Below are 7,444 nucleotides of genomic sequence, written 5' to 3'. Positions count from 1 at the left end.
CCCACCGCAATATTCTCAGCAATGTGGAAGCCAGCATCCAGGTTTTCGGCATTTCTCCTGATGACAGTTGCATGAGCATGCTGCCCCTTTACCACGTTTTCGGACTCACCGTGAACATGTGGCTGCCTCTGGTTTTGGGCAACAGCATGGTGGCTCATCCCAATCCGCTCGAATACCATAAAATCAGCTCTCTGGTGAGAAAATACAAATTAACCTACATGGCAGCGACCCCTGCTTTTTTCTATGGTTATCTCCAAAAATCCGAACCCGGAGATTTTTCCAGCATCCGTTTTGCGATTGCCGGTGCGGACAAACTGCCAGACAAAGTTTATGACGGATTCCTCAAAAAACACGGCATCTCCATCTTTGAAGGATATGGCACAACCGAAACTTCGCCCGTGATTTCAACAAACCATCCCGGAGCCCACAAAATTGGCAGCATCGGAAAACCCATCCCAGGTGTGAGAGTCCGCATTGAAGACATCGAAAGCGGAGAAACTCTGGGCCCTGATCTCGAGGGAAAAATCCTCGTGAAAGGCGATCTCGTTATGGAAGGTTATCTCAACGACATCGAAGAAACTTCACGGCGCATCAGAGGCGGTTGGTATGACACCGGAGACATCGGTCTCATCGATAAAGACGGATTCCTCTGGCACCGCGGACGGCTCAAACGTTTTGTGAAAGTGGGCGGTGAAATGGTTTCGCTGGTCAAGGTTGAGGATGTGCTCAGCCATCTTCTGCCAGAAGATGTGATTTGCTGCGTGGTGGACATCCCAAATCCCACCAAAGGCGCGGATGTTGTGGCAGCCGTCGCCACCGGAAATTTTGACAAAGGTAAGATTCTCAAAAAGCTCAAAAAAGAACTGCCAAGCATTGCCGTACCGCGCCAATTCTATGTTATTGATGATATTCCGATGATGTCCAGCGGCAAGGTTAATTTCCGCGAAGTGGAAAAAATCTGCCGCGATCTAAGCGCCAAAGGAGCAAAAAAATAAACACGCAACCTGACATAAAAACCCTCTTCGAACTGTTGCCCGGTCTGGAGCAAACCTTAAAAGATACCGCGGAGTTAATCAGCTCCCGCGGTTGGGGTGAAGCAAATGCTGGCAACCTTTCGCTGAACCTAACTGAAGCGCTCACACCCCATTTTGGTGCAGGCACCTGGTTTCTGGTTTCTCAAACCGGAAGCCGCTGGCGCCACGTGGCTCGAAATCCCTTGCCCCACCTCGTTTTGATTAAACTGGCAGATGAAAGTGAAGAATATTTCCCCGCCCAAGCCAAACCCACATCCGAATGGAGCTGCCACAAGCTTTTGCAGAAACATTTTCTGGCCACAGGCAGCGAAGACCGCGTGGTGCTTCATTCCCATCCCAACAGCGTTATCCTGCTCAGCCAGATGGATTTGGCCAAGGATGAAGCAAAGCTCAATTCCTGCCTGCGGGAAGCCTTGGCAGAGCTGGAACTCTTTCTGCCGGATGGAGTTGCCATCACCGGCGCGGCACTTCCAGGCTCACAGAAACTTGCTTTGGGCAGTCTGGATGTGATCGGGAAGCGCAAAGCCCTTATCTGGCAGGGACATGGTTTGGTTTGTACCGGCAAGCATCTGGATGAAGCACTGGACTATATGGAAGTGGTGGAAAAAGCAGCAAACATCGCGCTCGGCAAATTTTTCTTGACGAAAATGCCCCTTCTGGATTAGTATTTTTATATAGACATCGAAAACAAGGAGCTTTTCAAATGCGTAATATTTTTCTAACCCTGCTGTTTCTGACGCTCTCGACTTTTTTGCTCGCGCAGCTCACATATAGCGATAAAATTCTCGCCTCCGCCCAAAGCGGTCATCCCGAAGGCCAATTTCAGCTTGGAGTTTGCCTCCAGGATGGTCTGGGTGTGGATGTGAACCTGTCCGAGGCTGTCAGGTGGTACACCCTGGCCGCCAAACAGGGACACGCAGGCGCCCAAAACAACCTTGCCTATTGCCTTTACAACGGTTTGGGAACCGCGATGAACAAAAAAGAGGCAGCCAGCTGGTATCGCCAAGCCGCGAACCAAAACATTGCCACAGCTCAATATGGACTGGGAGTCTGCTTTTTCAACGGCGAAGGCGTAACAAAAAACCAGCGTGAAGCCATTAAATGGTACGATATGGCAGCCGCAAACGGAAACCTCAACGCCCAACACAGCCTGGGACGCAGCTTTTTCGATGGCACCGGTGTGGAGCAGAACAAAACAACCGCCCTGCGCTGGTTTCGCCAAGCCGCGGATAAAGGGCATATCCAAGCCATGAACGATCTTGCCTATTGCTATAAATATGGTGAAGGCGTCAATGCCAACGCCACTGAAGCTTTCGCCTGGTATGCCAAAGCTGCTGACACTGGCGACGCTTTTGCTCAATATAATCTGGGACTGGCCTATGCCGATGGAGACGGCGTTAAAGCCGACAAAGAAGAAGCCTTCAGATGGATTGCCAGTGCCGCCGGACAGGATTATCCCGATGCCCACTACCAGCTTGCACTCATGAACCTTAAAACCGACCCCGCTGAAGGATTTAAATGGCTGCTCGGAGCCGCTCAGTTGGGTCATCGCGAAGCCCAATTTATGTTGGGTCAAACCTATTTCGCCGGCGAAATAATCGACCAAGACCAAGCTGAAGGAGCCAAATGGTTTCTGAAAGCCGCAGACCAGGGACATCCTCAAGCCCAATACGAAGTTGGTAATTGCTACGCTTTTGGAGAAGGGATTGAAGAAAACGCCTATGAAGCATTCTTCTGGTTTTCGCTTGCCGCGGCAAACGGTGAAACTGACGCCGAGGAAGCCCGCAACCTGCTTGCCACCATGTTCAGCGCGCAGGATATAGACAACATCCAGCAAAGAGCGGAAGCTTGGTTTAAACAACACTATTCCGAAAAATAAACATTAAAATATCAGTTCAGCCGCCGGACCCAAATCCGGCGGTTTTTTTGCTGGTTTATCTGATTGCAGAGTAGTGAAAGTGGATTTTCTCCCAAATGGAATCCAAAAACACATCGCATCCTTGCTTCCATCTTGCTTCGCCTGCCACTTCCTGATTTCGAACACTCCCCCACCCCCCGACCGTGGTCGGACATCCGGGGAGGGCGAGTCGAATGGAATTCGTTCTGGAACAAAGAGCGAAGCAAGCTGAGACCCGGAAATTAACGTCATAAACCAAAAACCACGTGAGCCTCTTTTTTTGCTGGTTTAATCACGGTTTTCCGCTTGGTTCTTGCTTGCCGCCTTATGTCTCCCTTATGTTTCAAAAGCCAAATATAAGCGACAGAAAGGTTTAGGGCTTATGAGATGGTTTTTTAACAGACTCGTTCAGATTTGTGGGCTGCGAAATATTCATTCTCCAAAACTTTTTCAGCCTTGGTTTTCACGATGCTATTGACAATTTGTGGGCATTCACAGATTTGTACTTCAAACAAGAATCAAGGAAAAATCATAATGAGTAAAAAGGAACGCACGGCAATCCAGCCGACGCGCGAAGAAAACTATGCGGAATGGTATCAGCAGGTAATCCGTGCCGCCGATCTGGCTGAAAACAGTGAAGTTAGGGGCTGCATGGTAATCAAACCCTGGGGCTATGCCATTTGGGAAAATATCCAAAAAACGTTGAATGAAATGTTTCGTGAAACTGGGCACCGCAACGCCTATTTTCCGATTTTCATACCCAAAAGCTATTTTGAAAAGGAAGCCGAACACGTTGAGGGTTTTGCCAAAGAATGCGCCGTGGTGACCCACAGCAAATTGGAAGAGGATGGCAAAGGCGGCTTGAAACCCGCTGGAGAGCTCACTGAAGCTTACATTGTGCGCCCCACATCTGAAACCATCATTGGCGCCTCCTTCGCAAAATGGGTGAATTCCTACCGCGATTTGCCTCTACTCATAAATCAATGGGCAAACGTTGTGCGTTGGGAAATGCGCACCCGGCTGTTTTTGCGCACCACGGAATTCCTTTGGCAGGAAGGACATACAGTGCATGAAACCAGTGAGGAAGCGATGGAGGAAACCCTGCAGATGCTGGATGTTTATGCCAGCTTCGCGCAGAATTTTTTGGCCATTCCGGTCATTAAAGGTGAAAAAACGGAAGGGGAAAAATTTCCCGGAGCCGTGAATACATATAGCATTGAAGCGATGATGCAGGATAAAAAGGCGCTACAATCCGGAACCTCCCACTTTTTGGGACAGAATTTTGCCACCGCCTCCGGCATCCGCTTCCAAAATCGCGAAGGCGAATTTCAGCATGCCTGGACAACATCCTGGGGTGTTTCCACCCGCCTCATCGGAGCCTTGATTATGGCTCACAGCGATGATGACGGGCTGGTTTTACCTCCTAAAATTGCTCCTTCGCATATCGCAATTGTGCCCATCCACCGTGATGAAACAGAACGTGAAGCGGTGATGGCAATGGCGGAAAAAATTGAGAAATCCTTCAAAAATACAAGGTTTGAAGGTGTGAGAGTCTATACCGAACTGGACAACCGTGACCTCACCTCCAGCGAACGCAACTGGTATTGGATTAAAAAAGGCATTCCCTTGCGCATCGAAATTGGCCCCAGAGACGTGGCTTCAAACTCGGTAATGATTGCCAGACGCGACCTTGGACCCCGTGAAAAACAATCCGTGGCGATGGATGACGTGGTGGATTATTGCCTCAAAACCTTGAGCGAAATCCAGAGCAATATCCTGGAGCGGGCTTTGAAATTCCGGCAGGATAATACGGTGAAAATCGATACAAAAGAGGATTTCTATTCCTTTTTCACCCCCAAAAACACCGAATTGCCTGAAATCCACGGTGGCTTCGTCCTTTCCCACTGGTGCGGATGCCCGGATTGCGAAGAAATAATCAAGGACGATTTGAAAGTTACTATTCGCTGCATTCCATTCGATGCCGAAGAAGAAGATGGAAAATGCATCAACTGCGGAGCCCAAAGCAAACGCCGCGTTGTGTTTGCAAAATCATATTGATATGTATAAAAGTGCCGTCGTAACCATCGGCAACGAAATCCTGCTGGGCACTACGCTGAACACGAACCTGACCTGGCTGGCGCGGGAATTGGCAGCAATCGGTCTGCCGGTGGAGTTTTCGCTCACGGTGAAAGACGAGCCCGAAGCCATTTCCCAGGCGCTGAAACAGGCTTGGGAAACCTGCGATGTGGTGATTACCACCGGTGGTTTGGGACCCACAGAGGACGACATCACCAAAAACTCGATAGCTTCCTTTTTCGGCGCAGAGCTGGTTTTTGAGCCCGAAATCTGGGAAGAAATCCAGAAAATGTTCGCTTTCCGCAAGATGAAGGTGCCAGAGTGTAATCGCTGCCAGGCAATGGTTCCCACGCATTTCAAGGCTTTGAAAAATGAGCGTGGAACCGCGCCGGGGCTGTTTTTTGAGGATGGCTCCAAGAGCTTTTTCGCCTTTGCCGGGGTTCCTCTTGAAATGAAGCATGTTTTTGAAAACCAAGCCAAACCGCTGCTTTTAGAAAAATATGGCAACTCAAACCAGGTCTGGCAATACACACTACATACCTTTGGGGTTTCCGAATCCGCTCTGGCAGAGCTTTTAGCGGATTTCCCCAAGCCCGGAGGCATTGATTTGGCATGGCTGCCTCAAACGGGAAGGGTTGATCTGCGTTTTTACGGCTTGGCTAAAAATGCCGTGGAAGAAACTGCCAATCGCTGCAACGCTTTAATTGAAAACTATGTCTGGGGCAAAAATGAGGACACGCCCGCGCAGGTTTTGCTGAACATATTGCAAGAACAAGGCTTGCAGCTTTCCGTGGCGGAATCCTGTACAGGTGGCTTGGCGCAAAAAATGATAACAGACGTGCCCGGAGCCTCTGAATATTTTTTGGGAGGTGTGGTCAGCTATTCCAACAGCTTGAAACAAAGTTTGTTGGACGTGAACCCCAAAACTCTTTTAGAGCAGGGTGCGGTGAGTGAACAATGCGCTCAGGAAATGGCTTTGGGAATAAAAAACTTGACAAAATCTCATGTGGGAATATCAGTGACGGGTGTAGCCGGTCCGGATGGCGGCACTCGCGAAAAGCCGGTTGGGACCGTTTGTTTTGGTTTTTCAGATTTACAAGGGACCTGGAGCATCACCCACGCTTTCAATGGAGATCGTGAATCCATCAGGTTTAAAGCGGCTGAATTTGTGATCCTGACCCTGATAAAACATTTAAGGAGAACCAAATCTTGACAGTGTTAATCATTGGTGGCGGCGGGCGTGAACATGCTTTGGCAGCAGCGATTGCCAAAGATGGAGTCAAAGTTTTTGTGGCTCCCGGAAACGCGGGAATTGCCCGTGAATTTGATTGTCTTTCCCTCCCAAACGTGGAAGCGGTTTTGGATTGGTGTGTATTAAATCATCCAAAATATGTTGTGTTTGGTCCGGAACAACCTCTGGCGGAAGGCTGGGCGGACATTTTGGAAAAAGCAGGAATTGCCTGTGTGGGACCCAGCAAAAAAGCAGCAAAGATTGAAAGCAGCAAAGCTTTTGCCAAGGATTTGATGGCAAAAAACGACATCCCAACAGCTTCTTATGAATGTTTTGAGAACCCGGAGCAAGCAAGAAAACAAATCCTTTCTCAACCCAAATATCCCATCGTGATTAAAGCGGATGGGCTTGCCGCGGGAAAAGGTGTGGCAGTGGTCGAAAACGAAGCGGATGCTGTGAAGTTTTTGGAGTCAATATCCGGTAAAGTGGTTTTGGAAGAATTCCTGGAGGGCTGGGAAACTTCGCTGTTTGCCATTACAGACGGTGAAAGCTTTAAAACCACGCTGTTCGCAAGAGACCACAAGCGTTTGATGGATGGAGACTTGGGACCAAACACCGGTGGGATGGGTGCGTTTTGTCCTGTTCCAGAAGCCGAGGCTTGGCGCGATGAGATTGAACAGCGCGTTATCTCCCCAACTTTAGATGCTTTGCGTGAGCTGGGAACACCCTTTAAGGGATTTCTCTATTGTGGATTGATGATTACAAAAGAAGGCCCCAAAGTTTTGGAATACAATTGCCGCTTGGGTGACCCCGAAACCCAAGCCCTGCTTCCGCTTCTAAACACACCCTTCACAGAGATTTGCGAAGCCATCACGTCCAAAAAGGTTCATGAACTGAAACTGGAGTGGAGCCAAGAAAGCAGTGTTTGCGTGGTTTTGAGCTCCCAAGGTTATCCGGGAAGTTTCAGCACAGGACATCAAATCAATTTTTCAAAAGAAATAAAAAGCCTTATCCGCTATGGCGGTGTGGCAGAAAAAGCGGGCAAATTGGTAACTTCTGGTGGCAGAGTATTGTCGCTGGTGGCCTTGGGAAAAAATCTGGCCACGGCTCGCGAAAGAGTTTATCATGATATCGAAGCGGTTGAATTTTTGGGAAAACATTTCCGCGGAGATATTGCATTGCCTCGCAATGAATTATGATTTTGGA

6 protein-coding genes are annotated in these 7,444 nt (G+C 49.0%); all 6 read left to right on the top strand.

Going from position 1 to position 7,444, the window contains the following annotated elements; all coding sequences use genetic code 11:
• A partial coding sequence (locus GX135_05585; protein NLN85557.1) for an AMP-binding protein occupies positions 1–995 on the top strand: 995 nt, incomplete at its 5' end.
• Positions 996–1,030: 35 nt separating this feature from the next.
• Positions 1,031–1,699, top strand: a complete 669-nt coding sequence (locus GX135_05580; GenBank protein NLN85556.1) for a sugar-phosphate aldolase — start codon at positions 1,031–1,033, stop codon at positions 1,697–1,699.
• A 38-nt stretch (positions 1,700–1,737) separates the two neighbouring features.
• A complete protein-coding gene (locus tag GX135_05575; GenBank protein NLN85555.1) occupies positions 1,738–2,913 on the top strand; it encodes a hypothetical protein in 1,176 nt (391 codons plus the stop codon).
• Positions 2,914–3,465: 552 nt separating this feature from the next.
• A complete protein-coding gene (locus tag GX135_05570; protein ID NLN85554.1) occupies positions 3,466–4,989 on the top strand; it encodes a proline--tRNA ligase in 1,524 nt (507 codons plus the stop codon).
• Between the two features lies 1 nt (position 4,990).
• Positions 4,991–6,220, top strand: coding sequence for a competence/damage-inducible protein A (locus GX135_05565; GenBank protein ID NLN85553.1), 1,230 nt, complete (start codon positions 4,991–4,993; stop codon positions 6,218–6,220).
• Positions 6,217–7,437 (top strand): phosphoribosylamine--glycine ligase, encoded by a 1,221-nt coding sequence (gene purD / locus GX135_05560; protein NLN85552.1) that lies wholly within the window; start codon positions 6,217–6,219, stop codon positions 7,435–7,437. The genes GX135_05565 and purD overlap by 4 nt, the downstream gene beginning before the upstream one ends.
• The last annotated feature ends 7 nt before the right edge of the window (positions 7,438–7,444 follow it).

The sequence above is a fragment of the Candidatus Cloacimonadota bacterium genome (genome assembly GCA_012522635.1).
GTDB lineage: Bacteria > Cloacimonadota > Cloacimonadia > Cloacimonadales > Cloacimonadaceae > Syntrophosphaera.
Note: the sequence above shows the minus strand (reverse complement) of the source record. Positions and strands in the feature narration are given on the sequence as shown.

What these genes read in the sequence shown, in the direction of transcription:
- GX135_05575 (NLN85555.1), top strand. Translation starts at nt 1,738, where the DNA reads ATGCGTAATATTTTTCTAACCCTGCTGTTTCTGACGCTCTCGACTTTT.
- GX135_05570 (NLN85554.1), top strand. Translation starts at nt 3,466, where the DNA reads ATGAGTAAAAAGGAACGCACGGCAATCCAGCCGACGCGCGAAGAAAAC.
- GX135_05565 (NLN85553.1), top strand. Translation starts at nt 4,991, where the DNA reads ATGTATAAAAGTGCCGTCGTAACCATCGGCAACGAAATCCTGCTGGGC.